General features: G+C 51.8%; 15 protein-coding genes and 1 pseudogene. 5 read left to right on the top strand and 11 right to left on the bottom strand.

Annotation, left to right across the window (positions count from 1 at the left end; all coding sequences use genetic code 11):
• The first annotated feature begins 75 nt into the window (after positions 1–75).
• Positions 76–2214, top strand: coding sequence for a carbohydrate-binding domain-containing protein (locus tag LLG09_02870; protein MCE5196057.1), 2139 nt, complete (start codon positions 76–78; stop codon positions 2212–2214).
• Positions 2215–2225: 11 nt separating this feature from the next.
• Positions 2226–2417 (top strand): hypothetical protein, encoded by a 192-nt coding sequence (locus LLG09_02865; protein ID MCE5196056.1) that lies wholly within the window; start codon positions 2226–2228, stop codon positions 2415–2417.
• A gap of 72 nt (positions 2418–2489) precedes the next feature.
• On the opposite strand, the gene LLG09_02860 is transcribed toward LLG09_02865, so the two are convergent.
• Positions 2490–3647 (bottom strand): amidohydrolase, encoded by a 1158-nt coding sequence (locus LLG09_02860; protein MCE5196055.1) that lies wholly within the window; start codon positions 3645–3647, stop codon positions 2490–2492.
• Between the two features lie 143 nt (positions 3648–3790).
• On the opposite strand from LLG09_02860, the gene LLG09_02855 reads away from it, so the two are divergent.
• Entirely contained in the window at positions 3791–6577 is a 2787-nt protein-coding gene (locus LLG09_02855) for a UPF0182 family protein (protein MCE5196054.1), read from the top strand.
• Between the two features lie 107 nt (positions 6578–6684).
• Here LLG09_02855 and LLG09_02850 read toward each other — a convergent pair.
• The 5 genes and pseudogenes from LLG09_02850 to LLG09_02830 form a co-directional block, all read right to left on the bottom strand.
• A pseudogene (locus LLG09_02850) lies at positions 6685–7169 on the bottom strand (8-oxo-dGTP diphosphatase).
• Positions 7170–7272: 103 nt separating this feature from the next.
• Complete coding sequence (locus tag LLG09_02845; protein ID MCE5196053.1) at positions 7273–9609, bottom strand: EAL domain-containing protein; 2337 nt, start codon at positions 9607–9609, stop codon at positions 7273–7275.
• Positions 9610–9932: 323 nt separating this feature from the next.
• Positions 9933–11150, bottom strand: coding sequence for an MFS transporter (locus LLG09_02840; GenBank protein MCE5196052.1), 1218 nt, complete (start codon positions 11148–11150; stop codon positions 9933–9935).
• 58 nt (positions 11151–11208) lie between these two features.
• On the bottom strand, positions 11209–12309 hold the full coding sequence (locus tag LLG09_02835; GenBank protein ID MCE5196051.1) for a DUF362 domain-containing protein: 1101 nt from the start codon (positions 12307–12309) through the stop codon (positions 11209–11211).
• 67 nt (positions 12310–12376) lie between these two features.
• Positions 12377–13648: an amidohydrolase gene (locus LLG09_02830; GenBank protein MCE5196050.1), complete on the bottom strand. Its 1272-nt coding sequence runs from the start codon at positions 13646–13648 to the stop codon at positions 12377–12379.
• Positions 13649–13960: 312 nt separating this feature from the next.
• Between LLG09_02830 and LLG09_02825 the strand changes: the two genes are divergently transcribed.
• Positions 13961–14470, top strand: coding sequence for an L-2-amino-thiazoline-4-carboxylic acid hydrolase (locus LLG09_02825; protein MCE5196049.1), 510 nt, complete (start codon positions 13961–13963; stop codon positions 14468–14470).
• A gap of 390 nt (positions 14471–14860) precedes the next feature.
• Here LLG09_02825 and abc-f read toward each other — a convergent pair whose 3' ends face one another.
• Positions 14861–16756, bottom strand: a complete 1896-nt coding sequence (gene abc-f, locus LLG09_02820; GenBank protein ID MCE5196048.1) for an ABC-F type ribosomal protection protein — start codon at positions 16754–16756, stop codon at positions 14861–14863.
• Between the two features lie 89 nt (positions 16757–16845).
• The gene (locus LLG09_02815) at positions 16846–17067 is read right to left on the bottom strand and encodes a hypothetical protein (GenBank protein ID MCE5196047.1); all 222 of its coding nucleotides are present in this window, start codon (positions 17065–17067) and stop codon (positions 16846–16848) included.
• Between the two features lie 661 nt (positions 17068–17728).
• On the opposite strand from LLG09_02815, the gene LLG09_02810 reads away from it, so the two are divergent.
• A complete protein-coding gene (locus LLG09_02810; GenBank protein ID MCE5196046.1) occupies positions 17729–18037 on the top strand; it encodes a hypothetical protein in 309 nt (102 codons plus the stop codon).
• Positions 18038–18229: 192 nt separating this feature from the next.
• Here LLG09_02810 and LLG09_02805 read toward each other — a convergent pair whose 3' ends face one another.
• The 3 genes from LLG09_02805 to LLG09_02795 all read right to left on the bottom strand — a co-directional run bounded on the left by LLG09_02805 (position 18230) and on the right by LLG09_02795 (position 21099).
• Complete coding sequence (locus tag LLG09_02805) at positions 18230–19066, bottom strand: ADP-ribosylglycohydrolase family protein (protein ID MCE5196045.1); 837 nt, start codon at positions 19064–19066, stop codon at positions 18230–18232.
• Entirely contained in the window at positions 19066–19719 is a 654-nt protein-coding gene (locus tag LLG09_02800) for a hypothetical protein (GenBank protein ID MCE5196044.1), read from the bottom strand. Before LLG09_02800 ends, LLG09_02805 begins: the two co-directional genes overlap by 1 nt.
• Before the next feature lie 369 nt (positions 19720–20088).
• Positions 20089–21099 carry a macro domain-containing protein gene (locus LLG09_02795; protein ID MCE5196043.1) on the bottom strand — a complete coding sequence of 337 codons (1011 nt, stop codon included), beginning with the start codon at positions 21097–21099 and terminating at the stop codon, positions 20089–20091.
• Positions 21100–21505 lie beyond the last annotated feature (406 nt).

The following is a 21505-nucleotide window of genomic DNA, read 5'->3' as shown; positions in this document are numbered from 1 at the left end:
TATTGAATTAATTCTGTTTTAAATATATAATCGATATGGTAATTTATGTGAATCCAGCACGGAGGGGGAACCGGCATGACCGCTCAACGGCAAAGCTGTATTTTACCTGCCCGGCGAGCCGGCGGACGCTTCGCGCGCCTGCCTGACTTCGCCTTCACGCCTCGGCTCAGGCTCTGCCTGGCCGGCTGTCTGTTTCTCATTCTGCTCCAGCTTCCGCTTAGCGCTCAGGCGGCGGAGGAAAGTCTGACCGAACTGGATCTATCGCAGGGCGCCATCACGCTGAGTGCCGACGGGATCCGCGGTTGGGATGCCGCCGGAAACGAAGTCACCGCCCTCAATCAGTTTGGTTATCGCCTCACAGGCAGCTTAAACTCCGACTTGCTGACCAGCGGCATTACGGTAACCGGCGGCCGGCATCGCCTGGAACTGCAGGGTTGTCTGATCTCCCTGACGGCCGCCGACAGCGCCGCCCTGCAAATTACGGGGGATGCCTCACTGACGCTGATTCTGGCCAAAGATAGTCTGAATACTTTCTCAGCTGCTGCTGCTGCGGTGCAGTTTGGCCGCGGTTTGCTGTCCGCTTGCGACGCTGCCCTGACGATTCAAGGCGAAGGCGGTCTGACGCTGCAGTGCAGCGCCGGCAGCGCAGTGGTGACCAGCAAGGGCAGCAACGATAGGCAGCACCTGAGTATCGAAGGCGGCCGGATTGATCTGATCGGCGACGGCAACAAAGCCAACGGCTTCCAAGGCAACGGCAGCGGCGGCGGCTCTGATTTTACGATGAGCGACGGCAGCGTGACTGCCGCGGCGAATATCTCTACCGGCATCAGCAATTATCAGCGCTTTCGGATCAGCGGCGGCAGCTTACGTGCCTCGACCAACTGCCTGGCCACCGCTGCGGCGCCGAACGAAACCATGGCGCTCTACCGGCGCGTACTCACGGGCTTACCCAAAGCAAGCAGCGTCGATTTTTTAGCCGTCTGCTCTGCCGGTTCTGTCTACCCTTACCATTACGCTTTTACCCGCACCAGCGCCACAGAAGCCAGCGGTTATCTCTATTTATGGCTGCCGCTGGGGCAAAGTGAAATCATCCTGCGGGCAGGCGGCCAAACCTACCGGCTGAACACCGCCTTCCGTTCCGAACTTTCCACTTCTCATGCTATGACAGCCGTAGCGGAGCCGCTGCTGCACGTCAGCGCTTCGGCAACCGATTTATTCCGCAACAGTCTGGCGGCTGCGCCTGAGGCTGCCGCCGTCTATACGCAAACGCACCCGTGCAACACCGAATTCTGCCTTACCGCCGAAGGAGAGCGCTTTTGGTATTGGTATGACAGTTTGAATCGGCGCGTGGTTTCTCTGCAGCCTACCTACCGGGCGACGCTTTACCGCGATACTTTTTTGCAAGCCGTTGAAAAGCCAAGCGGTGAGCCGTTCCGCGTTGTTTTCCTTGCTTTGGACGGACAAATCATCGCCACAAAAACAGCTGTCGCGGGCAGTGTGGACGCACCGGCGCAAATTCCCCATTACTATGGATATCGTTTTGCCGCCTGGTCGCAGGATTTGCGGCAGATCAGCGATCACACGCTGCTGGAAGCGCAGTACAGCCGCGTCGCCGGTCCCTTTGCCGTTGCAGTCACCAATAACGGTGAAATCACAACAGCCGGCGGACCAACCCTGTATCCCTACGCCGCCGGCGTCAGCGCAACCGCCGCTGCCGCCGTTGCCGGGCAGGTCTTCGCCGGCTGGCAGGCGAACGGTCAAATCGTTTCGTATCAAAATCCCTATCGTTTTATCGTCAGCCATGCCGTCCTTCTGACGCCGCTCTATGCGGTGGCGGCGCCTTCACCGCTGCCGCTGGTTAGTCTGCCCTTTTTACAAAGAGATACAGGTGATTCGGCAGCCGCTGCCGAACCGCTGCATCTGATTACGGAATATGAGATTCCCGCCGGTTTCACTCCGCTGGAATGCGGCGTTCTGCTGACATTCAGCGCCGCGGAACCAAATCCGGCCGATTTGTTTCCCGGTTCGGCAGCGGTTCAATTTCAGCGCAGCCATACGCCCAACACAGCCGGCGGCACCTACATTGTCAGCACTTCCGCCATGCCAACCGAAACGCTCTACGCCCGTTCTTATTTAATCTGCCTGGATTCAGCCGGCACAGAGCAGACCGTTTTCAGCGCAATGGTCTGTTCTCCGGCTCACGGCCTGGAATAAAGGAGACGACTATGACAAACCTGAGTTTTGTACAAGAAAAAAATCCAAAAACAATGAACCCGCCGTCAAAGCGCAAACCGTTTTTGCCGCCGGTTGCGGAAATCACTTATTTTTCCGCAGAGGACGTGATCGTCGCCAGCGGTCCGGACAGTTTCTCCAGTTTAAGCCAACTGAGCATTCACCTCGACTACATCCCGCGCTGAAACTTCCGACGGAAAAAGAGCTGCCGCAGTTCAGACCATCCGGTCACTGCGGCAGCTCTTGTACGCTAAAAACTAGATTTGGTGGTAAATCTCGCCGTCGATCATCGTAAAACAGCACTTGCTCAGATTGCTCAGCGGATCTCCCGTGAAGATGACAATATCGGCGTCTTTGCCGACTTCCAGAGAGCCCATACGCTCGCCCACGCCCAGCATTTCGGCGGGGATGATGGTCATGCCGCGAAGAGCGTCGTCATATTTCATGCCTTCCCGGACGGCGATACCGGCCATGATGGGCAGGTAACGCGTATTGGCGGCAGTATCATTCTGTAAAGCAACCATCACACCGGCTTCGGCTAAAACAGCCGGATTGGTCCAGGATACTTCCCACAATTCCTGTTTGCTATGGCCCATGTTGAGCGGACCGACCGTTGCGCGGACATGTTTTGCCGCCAGGATATCGGCAATTTTATAACCTTCGGTGCAGTGTTCGATAATATAATCGAGATTGAACTCTTCGGCAATGCGAATAGCCGTCAGAATATCATCGGCGCGATGCGCATGGATACGGGCTTTCATCTGACGTTTCAAGACCGGGATCAGCGCTTCGGAATTGAGATCGTGGTCGGGAGCCGGTTTTCCTTCCGCTTTGGCGGTTTCCACTTTTCGCATATAATCGGTGGCTTTCATCAAAGCATCGCGCAGAACGGCCGCATTACCCATGCGGGTGCCATTGGATTTACCTTCATAATTGCGTTTGGGATTCTCACCCAAAGCCATTTTCATCCCTTCCGTACCGGGGATAACCATTTCTTCCACACTGCGGCCGCGTAATTTCATGACAAAGCCGGTGCCGCCAATTAAATTGGAACTGCCCGGACCGGTATAAACAGCGGTAAAGCCGCCTTCCCGTACGACCGGAATGGCAGGATCCTGCGGATTGAGAGAATCGATCCCGCGCAAACGCGCCTGAATGGCGCCGCTCTTTTCATTGCCGTCGCCGGCCGCCCAAACCGAAGGATCTCCAAATAAGGAAAGATGCGTATGGGCATCAATGAAGCCGGGCAGCACGATTTTACCGGTTGCATCAATCACGGTATAATCGGCAGGGATCTTCGTTCCGGCGTCGCCGACCTGAACAATCTTCGTATCTTCTACCAAGACCACACCGTTTTCAATTTTGCCATGGGTAATGGTCCACACAGAGCCGCCCTGAATCGCATACTTAGCCAAAGAAAACGCCTCCTTTAGAATATTGCTTGCCTATCATTTCGCCAAGCTAAAGATTTTTCCTGCCGCAGAAATAAAATTTATGTTTCTTTTTCACAGTGGATTTGCTATAATGAATTACGCTCAATGTAAAGGAGGCGCCGGATATGAAGAAAAAATTGCTATGGCTGTTAGCGGTTTTATTCCTTCTCGTGGGTAGTACCGGAACCCTCGCCTATTATTTTACCGAATGGCAGTGGTTCCGGTCTCTGGACTACCAGCAAGTGTTTACCACTATTCTTTTCTCTAAAATCAGCATCGGTGTTGCGGCGGCGGTTCTCACCTTTCTGTTTGTATTTCTCAACCTGAAGTGGCTGCAAAAATGGTTGGCCAGAGCTGTGCCGGAAGATAATAATGAACCGGAAGTCATCCAAGTGGATTTCAGCGGTCAACGCCAGAGAGTGCAGAATAACTTTTCCGAGTGGGGACGGGTCATTGCCCGCAGCCCTCTTTTGAGCTGGATTATTTTCCTCTTCTCCGCAGTGGTCGGCATCAGCAACGGTCTGGCTTTTGCCGCTCATTGGCTGGCGATCCAGTCTTATTTCAAACAAACCGCCTATGGTGTGACAGATCCTATTTTCAACAAAGATATCAGCTTCTATCTGTTTTCCCTGCCGATTTATGAATTGGTTCTGCAAGTGCTGTTTGGCTTGGTGCTTTTCTTATTTGCCATCTGCGCTTTCTTCTATTTCAGCAACGGCGGTTTCCGGCGAGCGCCGCTGGACCGCCGCCCCTACACACATCTGGGCATTCTGGGCGCCATCGCTTTTCTGCTGCAAGGCGGCAACTTCCTGATGAGTATGTACAACCTGGTTTACTCACCCAAAGGGGTTGCTTTTGGCGCCAGTTATACCGATGTGCATGTCACCCTACCGGCTCTCTATGTCTGCATGGGTCTCAGCGTTTTCAGCGCTCTCTTGATGCTGTCACAAATTGTCAAGCCGCGTTTAAAAACCGCCTGGGTGCCTCTGGCGATGGTGGCTCTGGTTGCTGTGCTAGGCGAAAGTATCGTCCCGGCGCTGATCCAAAACCTGCAGGTCAATCCCAACGAATTCACCATGGAAGAAGAGTATCTCAATTATAATATTGCCTATACCCGCATGGCCTATGACTTAGACAACACCAATGAGATCAATTTCCCGATTGCGAACAACAGCACGGCCAACTGGACCGAACTGGAGGAATACTCAACCAGCCTGGATACGGCGCCTTTGCTCAACTACCAGCAAACGCATGAAGCCTTCAGCCAATTGCAGGGAATGCGACTGTATTACCGTTTCAATGATGTGGATGTTGACCGCTATCAGATCGGCGGCAAACTGGTACCTGTGATGATCAGCGCCCGCGAACTGCCGGTTGACGCGCTGCAAACCGAAGCGGATACCTGGGTTAACCGGCATTTGAAATATACCCATGGTTACGGCGCTGTGGTAGCGCCCAGCAACGAGATCACCAGTGACGGACAGCCAAAATTGATTGTTAAGGATATCCCGCCGCGCACTGAGGTAGCGGAACTGGCTGTTAGCCGCCCGGAAATTTATTTTGGCGAATTGACCCAAGATTATGTAATTGTCGGCACCAAATCGCAGGAATTCGACTATCCGCAAGGCGACGCCAATGCCGAAACCAGCTATCAAGGCAAAGACGGTCTTCCCATCAATTCTTTCTTCGCCCGTATTCTGTTCAGTATCCGTTTGAATACCGTCAATCCGCTGCTGACCAATGAAATTACGCCCGATTCCAAGATCCTGCTGCACCGCGAAATCACGGAGCGCGTCCAGACGCTGGCTCCTTTCCTCTCCTATGATAAAGATCCTTATCTGGTCATCAATGAAGGCCGCTTACTGTGGATCATTGACGCTTACACCGTCAGCAGCCAATTCCCCTACGCACAATCCTGGCAGTTGGACGGACAGAGCAAAGGCGCCAACTACCTGCGCAACAGCGTCAAAGTCACCGTCGATGCCTATGACGGTACGACGATATTTTATCTCTACAATGAAACAGACCCGATTATCCAAACTTATGCCAAGATTTTCCCCAACCTCTTTATCCCTTATGCCGCAATGCCGCAGGGATTGAAAGATCATATACGTTACCCGGAAGACTTTTTCACCGTGCAAACCTCTATGTTCCTCAACTATCATATGACCGATGCCAAGGTGTTCTATAACCGGGAAGACGCCTGGGCGGTGGCGACCACCAATGATGTGACCGTGCAGCCCTATTATGATATCCTGGAATTCCCCGGCTCCGATACCGCTGAATTTATGAATCTCTATCCTCTGACACCGGCGCAGAAAGACAACATGGTGGCTTTCCTGGCCGGCGCTGTGGGTGAAGACGGAACCGGTAAACTTTCTGTCTATATCTTCCCGAAAGACAAACTGGTTTACGGCCCGGCGCAGATTGAAGCCAGAATCAATCAGCAGGCGGAAATTTCCAAAGACCTTTCCCTCTGGGATCAGGGCGGCTCTACGGTAACCAAAGGACATACGATTACCGTACCGCTGAAAGATTCCCTGATCTACATCATCCCGCTCTACATCACTTCCGACTCCAGCTCCTTGCCGGAATTAAAAAAAGTCATCGTCACCTATGGCAGCAATGTTGTGATGAAAGATAACTTAGAACAGGCTTTGGCCGCCATCTTCGGCAGCCGTGACGGCGAAGGCGGCGCAGAAGTGCCTTCCGGCACCAGCGGTGATGACCGCAGCTTGACCACCCTGATTCAGGACATTCTGGCGCAATATGCCATTGTGACCGAGCAGCGCAAAGCTGGCAATTGGACCGAGTATGGCGCCGCTCTGGATGCTTTGGAGGCCATGCTCGCCGAATTGGGCAATGAGGATTTGGCTGCCCAGATCATTTCACTGCCAACCGTAACACCCTAACCTATCGCAGCAAACGGCTCACCGCCGTTTTATCAAAACAGCACAGCGCTCACCGTTTGATCCGGTGGCTGCCGTGCTGTTTTGCTGTCGTATAAGCTTTTCTATTTTTATAGCGGCAAGTTTTTCCCGTCCAGACAGGCGCTTTTGAGAGTTTCACCCTCATAGCTCAATTTTAAGGAAAAAAAGGGCGACTGCTCTGCCAGCAACCGCAGAAAAATGCGATCCCCGGCCCATAAATTGAAATGCTGCAGCTGTTTTTTCTCCACCCATTGCAGCTCGCCTTCATCACAGTCGATCTGCTCGCCGCTAAAACGATCCGCCGTAAAAAGGCACATATATTCTGTTGACCATTGTCTGTTGACCATTGATCGGAGACAAAGGTGATCAGCCCTCTGAATTGATAGGACAGCAGCGTCAGCCCGGTTTCTTCTTTCACTTCGCGCAGCAAACATTCTTCCGGACTTTCACCCGCTTCAAAACGTCCGCCGACGCCAATCCATTTGTCTTGGTTGGCATCGTTCACTTTGATGATCCGGTGCAGCATCAAGTAGCAGTCATTTTGTTCAAGATAACACAGTGTTGTCAGCTTCATCTTCTATTTTACTCCCCCCCCGGCCGGCCATCAAGCCGAACTGCCGTGCTGATTGGACGGATTGTTCTGTCCGACCGCAGCCTGATTCAGCAAGACTCGCCTCTCAGGGATCCGTGTTGTTTTGCCGGAGACCGGCTATTAAAAAAGCTTGCTCAAATTGCTCCGCTGGCAGCGGCTTACCCAGATAATAGCCCTGTACCTGCTCGCAGCCCAGTTCCAGCAGCAACTCCATTTGTTCTTTCGTCTCCACCCCTTCGGCAATCGTTTTGATTCCCATTGCGTTAGCCAGCTGAATTGTATATTTCGCGATGCTCTGGCCGAGATTCTCCCGGCTGACAGCATCGATCAGCGGCTTGGCGATCTTGATTTTATCAATGGGAAACAACTTGAGCGAACTGAGAGAAGAATAACCGGTGCCAAAATCATCAATTGAAATATTGACTCCCAGCTGTTTGAGCTGACCGGCTGTTTTACTGAAAGGGAACCTTCCCTCCCAGGCAACATTTTCTGTGATCTCCAGATCCAGCCAGGCGGGCCGGATGGCACAATCGGTCAGCAATGCCTGCAGCCGCTCGATAAAATCAATTTGATTCAGTTGTTTGGGAGAGACATTGACCGACATTTTCAAATCCAGAGCAAAGGTCTCATTCCAAACCGCGATGCGCTGCATCGCTTTTTTCAATACCCAACCGCCGAGCGGGATGATGTCGTTCGTCTCTTCCGCAATGGGAATAAACTCCGCCGGTTCGAGGCAGCCTTTTTGCGGACTGTTCCAGCGCAGCAGAGCTTCCATGCCGATTAACTTCTTTTCCCTCAGAGTAAATTGCGGTTGGAAATAAAGCGTCATTTCGTGCTCATAATCGGCATGCTTGAGCAGCATTTCAATTTCATTTTTGCGCTGCACAAGATCCTGCAATTGCCGGCTGAAGGTAACATATTCGTTGCAGCCTTGTTTTTTTGCCTGATACATGGCCATATCGGCATTCTTCAGCAGCGTATCGACGTTCTTGGCATCCAGAGGGAAAATAGAAATGCCGATGCTGACGGTCAGATAAAAAGTATATTGATCAATCCGGATCGCCCGGCTGCATTCCCTGATGATCTTCCCGGCAATCGACTCGATTTCTGCGTAAGCAGAACCGGAATGCACCGCCAGAATAAACTCGTCGCCGCCAAAACGCGCCAGCGTTTGCTTCTCGCCGATCAGAGCCTGCAGGCGTTTGGACAATTCCACCAGGACCCGGTCGCCGATGGAATGGCCATAGGTATCGTTGATGGTTTTAAAGCGGTCCAGATCGATAAACAGCAAGGCCAGCGTCTCATTTGGCGCGATACTTTGCAGTATTTCTTCCAGGGTTCTCAAGAAATAGCGCCGGTTGAAGAGATTTGTCACCGTATCATGATTGGACAAGTAATCCAGCTGCCGGTTCTTTTCCTCCAATTCCTGCGTACGCTCTCGGATGCGCAGCGCCAACTCCCGATTCTGATCACGCAAAATCTTTTCATTTTTAATCGAGACTTGAATATAAGCGGAAGCGCTGATATAAAACAGGCCGAGCAAAAGAAAATTGATCAGGACAAACAGATCAAAACCGCGGAAAAACAGCGTCATCAGAGGGGCAATGCAAATATAAACGATTTTACTCCAAAAGTTACGTTTGGCGGAATACGCTTCGCCGTACTGCAATTCTTCCGGATCCTGCAGATGAACCGCCGCGCTGAAGGCGATGATCAACAAAGCAGCCATATACGCAGCATCTACCAGGCCATCCGGCATATAGAGCCGGTTCAGATCCAGATAGATCCAGCAGATATCCGTAATCAGATACAGCATAACACCAAATGCCGTGATCCGGATTGGTAAGGCCGGTTTGTTGTCCCGGTAAGAGACAAACCAGACGGCAGCCCCTATGCTTAAAACGAAGTCAAGAAAAATGGTCAGAATCGTGACCAGGCCGCTGCCGCCGAATTGGTCAAACAATTCGTAACTTTCTTTGAAAAAAATATGCCAGGTTAAGAGCAAGGTGGTAATTGTCACGATGGCGGCATCCAAAATCAGCTGGATCTTGCTCCATTTACCAAAATTGTCCATGCCGTAAACCGCTAAAGCAGCCAAGAGAAACACATTGGTCCCCAGGTAGAGCAGGGCGATAAAAGTATTGCCGGCCGCATTCTGCTGCAATACCTGTTCATCCAGCAGCCAAAGCAGATCGCCCAGCAGCCAGCAGAGACCGGCAAAACTCAGCAGCAGCCAGGCGTAACGTATCCTTCCTTGTTTTGGCGAGCGAAAAAAAGCGCCGAGCAGGATCACAAAGCAAAGCAAGCCGCCGATGGGAGCCAAAAGCGCGGTGAGCAGCTGCTGTTCCGCCCAGATGGAGAGCGCGTAAAGGCTGAAATAAAGGCTGACGATAACCAGGAGTGAGCGCGTTTTTGCAGGCAAGGCAAACCTATCTCCTTTGCTGTGAAATCCACCAACCAACCCTCACTGCGCCAGGCGGGTCTGTTCAGCGATCTATTGATCAATATAGCACATACACCGATTGATAGCAATCGGATGCTTCCTATCCGGATCTGAAGTTTTCTTTCTCCAGGTCTTTATGTCTTTGCTAAATGCTTCTGATGCAGTCCGGTTTTTCGAATCTGCGCTCACCCGGCGCAACGGAACAAACAGCGGGACCGGATTGCCGCCGTCCCGCTGCCGAGCCCCGCTGTTGAGAGAAAACCTGCCGGGAAAACGGCTTCCCGACCTCAATCAACTTGCCCTTAAGCAGCCGTCGTCTCCTCTTCTTTTTGGCTGCGCCGCTGATAGATAACAGCGCAGACCGCAGCCAGAGCAAAGACTGCCAGACACAGCACAAAAGGTGCTTTGGGCGCAAAGGTATACAGCGCGCCGGAAGCAAAGGCGCCGATGATGCCGCCCAGCGATTTCATGGAATTATAAAAGCCCATGATCAGATTGCTTTCGCCGCCGTGCGCTTTCTTGGCTACCATCGACTGCAGCACCGGAATGCTGACCGCGCTGCAGGCATAGAATACGATGTTGATCAGAATAAACGGCAGCACACTGCCGGTCAGTACAATGCCCAGCATGGTGACGGTACAAACCGCCAGCACGCCGATAATGGAACGCCGGACATCGGTGCGGTTGATCATCCAGAGACCGATAGTGGCATTGGCGATCAGCGTAATCAGACCCATGATCCCCTTAAGGACGCCGTTGTAGCCGGAAGTAAACTGGAACTGATCCTTAATGTAATAATTGAACGACTGGTCAAAAGCGGTGCCGCCCAGATTCTGCAGAGCGCAGATGCCAAACAACAGCGCAAAGGTGAGGGTCATAAACTGGCGGCTGGCCAGGAATGCAGAAAAAGGATTGACCTCTTTGACAAGTTTTGATAGCTTCAGGCTGCGGAATGACACCTGCGTATCGTCTTCGCAGACCAAGTAGAAGAAGATACCGCAGCTGAACAGCAAGGCAGCCTGCGCCCAGATGGCATAATAAGTGGAAATTTCACCCAAGAGTCCGCCGATCATATACCCAAAGGCGCCGCCGACCGACTGAATGGTGGCGATCACCGTCAGATCGCGGCCGCGCTGCCGCTCATCCTTGGCGGTATTGACCACATAAGTCAGCAAACCCACAAACGAACCGCTGACGAACAAGCCGGTAAACATGCGGGCGGCAATAAAACCGCTCTCGGTCCGCGCCAGGCCAAAAAAGACCTGCCCGAGCGCATAACCGGCGCAATTGAGCAAAAGACATTTCCGGCTGGAAATATAAGTGATGATTTTGCCCCAGAAGGGAGAAAACATAAAATTGACAATCATCATGGAGCCCAAAGCCACGCCGAACATATAACTGCCCAAATGCAAATTCGTAAAAATCGTTGGCGTTACCGGATGAGCAAAACTGGCTGCCAGATTGAACAGAACGGCTGTGACATAGAATAACACCTTGCGCAAAGAACTCTTTTTCTGCACGACGAGACTCACCTCCCAGTGTAACCGGAGCAAAAAATCACGCGGTCTGCTCAGCGGTCTATTCTACTTCGATCAATTCGTATTGCAGGCTGCCCATACCGAGTTTTGCGGCTTGCTCAACACAAGTCTGCCAATTTGTATCCGGGAACATGGCATGAAAATGATCGTGACCAGGCTCTGCCCGCGGCTCAAGGTAGCTGCCCAGCAAAGCGGCCTGACGGTTGCAGGCATCGGCGCAGGCCACGTCCAAAGCGACAGGGTCAAAGGAAGCGAACATGCCGACATCGGGGATGACGGCCGCATCATTTTCGGAGTGGCAATCGCAGAAAGGAGAAACATCCACGACCAGACTGATATGGAACTGCGGACGATCTTTAACGACCGCCCAGGCATACTCGGCGATTTTCCGATTGAGAATATCGTTCGCTTCGTCCCATTTGACGGCGATGGCATCTTGGGGGCAAACGGAGATGCAGCGGCCGCAGCCAACGCATTGATCTTCGTTCAGCAGGGCCTTCCGGTTCGTGACCGTCACCGCCTGCTGGGCGCAAACCGTTGTGCACTTGCCGCAGCCGATGCAGAGTTCCTGCCGCACAAACGGCTTGCCGCTGTTATGCATTTCCATCTTGCCGGCGCGGGAGCCGCAGCCCATGCCGATGTTTTTCAGAGTACCGCCAAAACCGGTGCTCTCGTGACCTTTGAAATGGGTGAGAGACATAAAAACGTCGGCATCCATGACGGCGCGGCCGATTTTGGCTGCTTTGACATAATCGCCCTCAATGGGGACCAGAACTTCGTCATTGCCCTTGAGGCCATCGGCAATCAGAATATGGCAGCCGGTGGAAAAGGGACTGAAGCCATTTTCGTAGGCGGCTTCAATATGCTCCAGGGCATCCTTGCGGCGGCCGACATAGAGCGTGTTGGCATCGGTCAAAAAAGGTTTGCCGCCCAGCGACTTGACCAAATCGGCCACCGTTTTGGCATAATTGGGCCGCAGATAAGCCAGGTTGCCCGGCTCTCCGAAGTGAATTTTAATGGCGGTAAACTTACCGGCAAAATCGATCTGCCCGATACCCGCCTGCTGCATCAGTTTGGTCAGCTTTTGCTGCAGATTCCAGCCCGGTTCGGTGCGCAAATTGCTAAAATAAACTTTACTCAAAACTGCTTGACCTCCTAGTTAAGTTAAATTCCTATAGGATTACTAAAAAAGCCCGCCGGAACGACGATTATTCCTCTCTGGGAAAAACCGGGTAGGGCTGCTGCAGGAACGATTCGTAAACCACACCCTCGATGGCTTTGTGGAATTCCGCTTTGGCTGCCTGGACCAGGGTTTCGTCCTGCAGGAAACGCAAACCGGCCGCCGCCATGGCTTTGGCGGCATAGATCATGCCTTTGTGCCCGATGGAGCTGGCGGAAGAAGAAGCGACCATCCAGGAATGGCCGGGAATCGCCCAGGGAATGGTGACGGTGCCGAACATGCAAGTCGGACAGTTCCAACTGACATCGGCCACATCGGTGGAACCGGCCATGGCAGTACCTTTGCCGGCAGGTTCCCCAACTCCGCTGAGCAAAGGAACGCTGGCGTCTATCTTCATCATGGCGGCTTTGGTCTTGCGCTCTTCCGGATCGACGTTGTCTGCTAAGTCCGCGGCAAACTGCAGATCGGCCGCGTCCCAAGGCTCGGGACCAACTGCAACTAAAGCTTCGTGCATGACTTGGCTGACCACTTCATTGGGCAGCGTGTTGTAAACGCCGCTCTCCAATAAAATATCCACTTCGGTTTCCGTCATCAAGGCGGCGCCGTGCGCGATTTTCTTGACCCGCTCGACGATCTCGCGCAAAACCTGCACTTGCGGTGCCCGCACAAAATACCAAACCTGGGCCCGGTCCGGCACTATATTGGGAGCCATACCGCCTTCGGTGATGACATAGTGAATTCTGGCCTGGCTGATGATATGTTCTCTGAGATAGTTGCTGCCGATATCCATCAGTTCCACCGCGTCCAAGGCGCTGCGGCCGTTATGCGGATCGCCGCCGGCATGGGCGGTGCGGCCATGGAAGGTGAATTTTAAAGAATTATTGGCGTTGGAGCTGTTCAGCTGCACGCCATTTTTGTTGCCGGGATGATATGCGATGGCAATATCAACCTCTTTAAAGCAGCCGTATTTGGCCATCATGGCCTTGGCGCTGTAGTTTTCTTCGGCCGGACAGCCAAAATAAACGATGGTTCCGGGCAGATTGCCGGCTTCCATCTCCGCTTTCAGACCCAGCACGGCGCCGGCGCAGGCGACACCCAGCAGATTATGACCGCAGCCATGACCGGGTGCCCCTTCTTTCAGCGGTACTTTTTTACTGGAGGCCGGCAGGTTGCTCAAGCCGGGCAAGGCGTCGTATTCGGCTAAAAATCCGATCACCGGTTTGCCGCTGCCCCAGGTAGCAGTAAAGGCAGTCGGCACGCCTGCCACATTCTCTTCAATCCGAAATCCCCTGGCAGCCAAATAATCTCTGCTCGCCCCGGCAGAACGGTATTCTTTTAACGAAGTCTCGGCAAAACCCTAGATCGTATCACTCAATTGGATGAGTTCACTGCGGTTGTTTTCAATTGCCTGTAATGCTTTCTGCATGCTAATCCCTCCACTCTCAAATTCTCTTTCTTACTTTGCTTTTCACCCCTCGATTTCCTGCCGCTCGTGGCAGCAGATTCTGATTTTTTAGAGGACAGAATGGAGCGGCAGGCAGGTTTTTTCCGCTGGAATGCCGAAATAAACAACAAATTGGAGCGCAGATCAAAAAAAGAGGAGTGAATTTTCATGCCGGATCAGAAGCAATTAGCGATCAGCCCTGAAATTGAACAAGCCTGGACGCAGGATGTCCGCCTGGCAGTGCGGCGCTTATCGCTTTTTTACCATGCCATGACCACCAGCCTGATTACCGAATTCGGCGAAGCGGAAGCCAAACGTCTGACCGAAAAAATCGTTTGGGACTACGGCACCCTCTGCGGTGAAGCTACCCGCGATGCCGTGCTCACCCAGGGCAAAGCCTTAAGCTACGAGAATTTTCGCTCTATCCCCGACCTGCCAAGCAAAGGCTGGGAAAATGGCATGACTACGGCAGCGGACGGCAAAACGCAGCCTTGCGTTGCTTACTGCCCCATTGCCGATGTATTCTCGCAGTACAACACACCCCTGGCCCGCTCCTACTGCCTGGTGGACCCTGCCAAGTATGAGGCTTACGACCCCACGCATACCATGAAGCACTCAAAACACGTGATGGACGGCGACGGCTGCTGCGTGATTGAAGTGGCGGAGAAAGTGAAATAGTGAAACATTCCCTCTGAAACGAAAGAAGTATAAATTATATCTACTATTATTGGAAATCTATTGACAGATAAAGCTCCAACTAATTTGATTTGATTGGTATGGGAAACCATCTCAAATGTTTGTTGCTACTCGATATGCAACTAAAAACAAGGTCGAGTTCAAGAGATTTTAAAACAAACGCGGCTATTTTGAAAATCAGCCGCGTTTGTTTTAAATTTTATGATGTGTTCCAGTCGCTTCCCGCCTTGCGGTATCATTGATTGACCACCACGAGGATGTCTCCGTCGGGTGGCGATCTGTCAGTTCAGCTGCCACCTGACGTTTTCCCATTGATCTGAGAAGCCATCTACACCGCGTTCTTTGGTATACCTTGGTTCTGAGCGCGCAACGTTATTTTGGTTTTACAGTATCTTTTCTGGTGTGATCGCCGCTTTCTGGCCATTCGGTATACAACGCATCGATATGCTGCGCCAGCTGCTGCTTTTTTGCCAGCAATTCATGCATTTTTGAGAAATCCTCCCTCGCTAAATCTGCTTCGATAGCCGCGTCAATTTTGCCAAGCTCCGCTTCCGCCTCAAGGATTTGCTGCTCGATGCTCGTCTCTTCTGCTTTTGGGGAAACTGCTTTCTCTTTGCTTTTTTGTGTGGGCTGAGGGCTATATTTCTTTGGCACAATTTCCGCAGCCTTGGCTTGACGAACGGCTGCAAGATAGGCCTCAAAGCCGCAATCGTACGGGGTGATCGTGCCATTTTCCATATTCCAGACTTTCTCCGTGAATTTATTGAGAAAGTATCTGTCGTGGGAAACAAGAAGCATCGTCCCCTCAAAATCGGCGAGCGCAGTTTCGATCCATTCCCTGGAAGCGATATCCAGATGATTGGTTGGCTCATCCAGCAGCAGAAAATTGATATTTTTCTGCATCATCAAACAAAGTTTTAATCTGCTTTTTTCTCCGCCGGAAAGAACACGGACTTTTTTAACGACATCGGCCGCGGAAAAATGAAACTTTGCCAGTATGCTACGGGAATTTTCCTCAGACCGGTTGGTCTCAGCGCGAAAGAGCTCCAAAATTGTGGCATTGTCATCCTCAAAGCGGATGATTTGCGGCAGATAACCGATTTTAACATTGCTGCTGATACTGATTTCACCGCTGTCAAGCGCTTCTTCCCCCATCAGCATTTTTAGGAGCGTGGACTTACCGCAGCCATTGGCTCCTACAAAGGCGATCCGCTCGTTGCGGAGGATTTTCAAATTCAGATTATGCAGCAGAACTTTCTCGCCGTAACGCTTGCATACCAAAGCAAACGACACGATTTCTTTTGACGCATAGCCGCCGCTGTCAAACCCTGCCGCCAGCTTTCTTGCCGTGACAGGTTTTGCGACCTTGTCCATTTGTTCAATCCGTTTTTCCATGGCCAGGGCGCGTTTCGCCAGACTGGAGTTATTCTTATTGATATCTGCCCAAATGCGCTGCCTTTTTACCGCTTCTTCCAGCTGGCTGATTTTATGTTGTTGTTGTTTATACTGTTCCGCCTGGGTCAGGTAACGTTGCTGACGCTCTTCCAGATAATACGAATAGTTCCCCGCATAGAAGTTTGCCTTGCCATCCTCAATTTCGATGATTCGCGTCACCACATGGTCGAGAAAGACCCGGTCGTGCGATACGACAACCACCGTGCCGGGGAAGTTATGCAGAAAGTCTTCCAGCCATTGCAGAGAAGCCAAATCGAGATGATTGGTCGGTTCATCCAGCAGGAGAATGTCGCACTCGCGCAGCAGGATACGCGCCAAGTTCACTCTTGACTTCTCACCGCCGCTTAATTGCTCGAAAAGGCTCTGGCGCACCTTAGCGTCGATCTGCATGCCGGCACAGATTTTATCGATCCTGACCTCGGTTTCATAGCCGCCAAGCTGTTCATAGCGCTCCATCAGCCGCCCATAGCGTGCGAGGATGGCCGGGGTGGCATCTCCCTCGATTGCTTTCATCGCTTGAAAAACCTCTGTGATTTCCGCAAACGACGAGCGTAAAATATCCTCCGCTGTCTCGTTTGCGCCAAAGACAGGAATTTGTGCCAGCATTTCGATCTTTTTACCCGTTGCTTTGGCGATGCTTCCGCTCTCAAAGGGTTCTTCACCGGTGATTGTTTTAAACAGCGTCGTTTTACCCGAACCGTTTTTACCCAACAGTCCGACTTTCTCACCGCTGTAAATTTCAAACGAAATGCCCTTCAGCACCTGATTTGCACCGTAATACTGATTCAACTCATTCATTGCAATCTCAATCATGATTAAAAACTCCTTTATCGTTGGACATAAAAATACCCTGAGCAGATCGCTTTGACTGCACAGGGCCGACCAAACATAAAGAAGCGAATTTATGCCGCTTTACTATGTGGTGACAGGCATTCAAAACAATCTTTACCTTCAAAAAGAACAGACTGGTCCCCTGTAATGGCAAAACCCATTGCAAGACGATGGTTTGCTCTTGCTAAAAGGGCATAGTGATCCCATCTGCCGATTGTTTTGAATGAATATCTACGCACGATGTCACTGCCTGGAAAAAGCTCCTTCGCACGTAAAAATCTAGATTGCTTCATGCTGATCACCACCCTTCTGTTCCCTATTGAGTAATAGTATACCCTCTTTTTGTGTACGAGTCAAGAATTAAAACCATAAGGAACGACTTCAGCGCGTCACCTTTATGAGAGCAGGCGCACAACGAACCGTTCGGGGATGACATTTTCGCATTCAATGCTTTTCCTTATACTTCTTCACGGTTCCGCGGTTGACTCCCAGAATCTTTGCGGTCCTGCGCTCGGAAAAACCTTTGTGCAGTAGTTCGTTGATTCTGCTATACATTTCTAACTCCTTCATCTGTTAAGTTCCTTTCTGAATTTGCTTTACTTCAAAAGGTGTAACCCATTACAGACCAAAGATGGCCTATTTTCTGGCGAGGACTGGTATACTTTGTGGCGAGATTTGGCCTATTTCTCGTGTCCGAAAATGGTATACTTTATGTTACCACTTACATCCAAAAATGGTCAAACGAAGTGAACCAGTTTTGGCCACAAATTGAGCCACCCCGAGGAAAGCAGCCAGAACCGAACGCTTGTTAAAACAGATGCGGGAGGTATGAGCAGAAATGAAGGGATGGCAAATGTATAGTGAAATTCAGGCACAAAAAGAAAAGGGCTTCAGCATGCGGCAGGTAGCACATATGCTGCGGGTGAGCCGAAAACCGCAAGGAAATATTGGGACATGTCTCCGGATGAATACGCGCAAACACTAGCCTCTGTGAATAAGCTGTCCGCGCTGGCAGCCTATGAACCGCCGGTTTTACACTGGCTTGAAAGCTACCCTGGTATGTCGGCAGCTCAGGTCGGGGATTTGCTGTGTGAGAAATATAAGATTGACGCCGCCGACCGAACGGTAAGACGCTTCGTGGCAGGGTTGCGCGAAAAACACGGCATAACAAAAGTAGAAGCACCGCGGCGTGAATACGAGGAGCTGCAGCATATCGTTAGCGACGATGAACACCCTTTCTGCCCAGCGCCGGCGCGAGTATAGGTAAAGGCGCTGCTTTGGAGATATCAGCTACTGCAGACAGCATGTGCGGAGATCGGAAAAGAAACGATTAAGTGCTGAAACGCCTTGCTTTTTTTGAGACAGGGTATGTTAGCCGGACAAACCGCAGGCGCGGGTTGCAGTTCCGTTAGCGCAAGTATAAATCGTTAGCGGGTCTGCACCGCATCGCCGGCGTTAGGTTTCGTGCCTAAACTGGTGCCAGCGGCAGCAAACATCGCGGAGCGGCTCGTCGAGGTAAGTCCATGCCTTCTGCTTGATCCACTGCGGAATACCGTAGGCGGCTTCGGCAATGCTGCCGGTTATCGCCGCGAGCGTGTCGCTATCGCCGCCCAACGAGACGGCGTTCCGAATGGCATCCTCAAAATCGCTGCTTTCGAGAAAAGCTCTGATTGCCTGCGGTACGGTGTCTTGACAGCTTTCGTAAAAGCGATAGGTCGGACGTATTTCGTCCAGTGTCCGGGACAGGTCATAGCCAAAATTACTCTCTATCCGTTTTTTTATTTCGTCTTTCAATTCGTCAAGGCTGGCAAAAGCGTGAGCTTCGGCATAGAACCGGCACAAGAATATTGCTGCTGCCGTGGCTTGCGCCCCTTTAATTCCTTCGGGATGGTTGTGTGTTACCTCGGCGGAGCAAGTAACCGTAGCCCAACCGTTTGACGGTCGGCAGCCGGTTCTGCCGTAGAATCCGCAGTTCATGACCCATGCACAGGGTGATACGCGCATCGCCGAGCCGTTGCCCCAGCTGTGATACGGCTCGCGATCCTCCGAGTTCAACCAACTGCCAAATCTGCCGCCGTAACCGGCGTTGGGATACAGGCGTCCCCATTTCTTATAAGCATCAATAAAATCGTCCTTTTTACCGCCGTTCATCAGCGCGTCGGCAGTGGCAACGGTCATAACGGTATCGTCCGTAAAAAAGCAGTCGTCGCTGAACAAAGGAAAATCTTTCGTCTTGATATTATGCCACTCGTAGATGGAACCTGCGATATCGCCGATTATAGCACCCAGCATTATTTTCGACCCCCTCTGCATTTAAAATCTTTCTGTATCTCTTCCTTCCAGTCCTCCGGCATGGCGGCGCTTTCCCGGAATTTGGCAACAGCTTCGCTCATCACGCAGAAGCTGAGCTCCACACCCTCGCTGTCAGCGTGATAATTCTGAGCGCGGTCGGGTGCGATGCCGAAGCGCGAAGCTGTCTGCACAGCGTCGATATTCGCGCCGAGAAAGAGAAATTCCCAACCGTATTTTGCCTTCTGCCGCTCGATCTGCGCCTTGACTTTGTCCGCGCTATACGTGCGGCTGCTGTTCTCCTCGCCGTCGGTGACGATGACGAACAAGACCTTTTCGGCACGGTAATCGTCGGCGGTGTGCTGCCGGGCGCTGCCGATTTTATGTATCGTCCTGCCTATGGCATCCAGAAGCGCAGTCGATCCGCCGGCTTGGTACTCCTTTTCGGTGATCGGGCTGACCGCCTTGATGTCTATACGGTCGTGGAGCAGCTCATAGTTGTTATCAAAAAGCACCGTTGTGATATGGCATTCGCCGGCGACTGTCTGCTGCTTTTTAAGCATAGCATTGTAGCCGCCTATCGTATCGGTTTCCAGTCCGCTCATCGAGCCGCTCTTGTCGAGTATGAATACTAGTTCCGTCAATCCTTTTTTCATTGCCATGCCCTCCTCAAGTTTTATGATGACTTAAGGATAACAATTTCGGCAGGGCAGCCGGTCGCTTGGCAAGCGACAAATCAACGGCATAAATCGGGTTTTGCGAAGCGCTCTCCCCGGGAACTTTGCAACCGATGAGCCAGGCTTCCCTTGATCCTTGCCGCGTGGACCGGCTATTTCTCAGCGAGTCATCCCACCCATCTGATCCTGTGTCTGTTTGCTGCCCGATATGTTTACCGTCTGCATGATGGCTCGCAGCGGGAGCCGGATACCGGTTTACACCATTGTCAAGCTGTGAACTTCTGAATTGCCTAAGTAAAAATAATTTTCAAAATCCCCCGACGCTTCCGTCCTATCCGTTCCGCCTTCTCACCCTCCCAACAGTGGCTGATCGTATTGAAACAGCACCTCATTAATCTCGAAAATATCGTATTTTTTGTTGACGATAAAGTATTCGACAATCACATCAAACTTTTGGCTGTGTGACAGTGCATAGCCGGCTCGCTCCAAAAGGTCTTCTGTTTGTGCAAGCGACAACTCCAGGGCAACGGCGAGGGCAACGGCGGTGCGCTTGCCTGGCATGTAGCCCTTGCCGCTTCTGATTTTGGAGAACAACTTTCGGTCAAGGTTGGCACGTTTATATACTTCCACATCCGTCTTGCCTTTGGCGTCAATCAGCCGCAGGAGCGCCGCCGAGAACGACTCGTCGAGGTTACCTATCAAATCGTCAAGGCCTGCCTGAACCGTCCTGGTCCGCACAGGCGCCGGCGCTTCATAGCGGAACAGGTCGGCTTGTTTCAGGACTTGAAGCTCAGTCTCAAGCAACTCCCGACGCTGGGTTTGGTGTTCTGTGACATAATGCTCGTCAATATAGCTTTCAACTTCACCAAGCAACTCTTTGCTGACAGCAAACGCCGCCTTGTCGAATACGACGAGGTAGACTTGCAAGTCGTGTTCGCCGAGGAAGTCCCGAATTGCTCCGGCTGCAACGCGCAGAGCTTTGTCTTTCGGATAGCCATAGCTGCCGCTTGAAATCAGTGGAAACGCAATGCTCCCGCACTTATTCTCCACCGCTCGTTTCAGGCTGTTGAGATAGCAGGAGCGGAGCTGTTCTTCTTCGCCGCGCTTGCCGCCACGGTAAACCGGTCCCGCTGTCTGGATAATAAACTTGGCGGGAAGCTTGAACCCCGGCGTTATGACCGCATCGCCCGTCTGAATAGGTGCGCGTTTGTTGCAGACTGCCTGTAATTCGGACACGCCCGCCGTATTGAATATCGCTGCACAAACGCCGCCGCCCATCCGAAGCTCGGTGTTTGCGGCGTTGACGATTGCATCAACCTTCATTTTTGTGATGTCCTGCCGGACTATGCTAAAGGGCATATTGCACCTCCTCGAGAGTGAAAGATTACGCTATGATCTCAGCCAAACAACTCTTTTATTCTGTGGTAACAGGCATTCAAAATGATTACGTCGGTTGAAACCGTGCAGTTAGATCGGAAAGTTAGTGCAGCAGCGACGGAAAACGAGTGCAGTCAAAACGGAACCCAGTGCAGTCAATAAATCGTGGTAAAATCATGTTACACACAATCAGTGTGAAAACATGAAGGAGGTCAAAGGAATGACCAATTACCGCGAAATCTTACGGTGGAGTGCTACGATAAAAGTAGAGTCTGAATCGCGAGGATATGCTATACTAAAAGTATAAGTATAAGGAGAGCGATAGAAGATGAATCAAACATACAGTAAAGAAGTGCGGCAGGAAGCCCTGAAATTAGCAGAAGAAATA

The organism is Negativicutes bacterium (assembly GCA_021372785.1).
GTDB lineage: Bacteria > Bacillota > JAAYKD01 > JAAYKD01 > JAAYKD01 > JAJFTT01.
The sequence above is the reverse complement of the archived record's forward strand: the minus strand, read 5'-3'. Positions and strand labels throughout refer to the sequence as shown.